General features: G+C 46.9%; 1 rRNA gene. It reads right to left on the bottom strand.

What is annotated here, in order from left to right:
* A 23S ribosomal RNA gene (locus tag CYP43_RS09370) occupies window positions 1-452 on the bottom strand; the annotation flags it as partial.

Here is a 452-nt window from a genome sequence, read left to right as displayed (position 1 = left end):
AACCCGACGATGACGAGCAGCGCGTAGGAAACCTTGGGGTTACGTCGTTGGGGAGTCTCACCCCAATTATCGCTACGCATGCCTACATGCTCACTTGTATTCGCGACAGCACTCCTTACCGGTATACCATCAACGCAAATACAACGCTCTCCTACCACTTAGTAAAACTAAGTCTAAAGCTTCGGTACTCATTTTAGCCCCGTTATATTTTCCGCGCAGAATCACTAGACCAGTGAGCTATTACGCTTTCTTTAATGGATGGCTGCTTCTAAGCCAACCTCCTGGTTGTTTAAGTAACTCCACATCGTTTTCCACTTAAATGAGAGTTAGGGACCTTAGCTGTTAGTCTGGGTTGTTCCCCTCTCGACGACGGATTTTATCACTCGCCGCCTGACTGCCATGATTACACACTAGGTATTCGGAGTTTGATAGGGTTTGGTACATTGGTGTAT

The sequence above is a fragment of the Campylobacter concisus genome, from assembly GCF_002913045.1.
In the GTDB taxonomy this organism is placed as follows: domain Bacteria; phylum Campylobacterota; class Campylobacteria; order Campylobacterales; family Campylobacteraceae; genus Campylobacter_A; species Campylobacter_A concisus_AP.
Note: the sequence above shows the minus strand (reverse complement) of the source record. Positions and strands in the feature narration are given on the sequence as shown.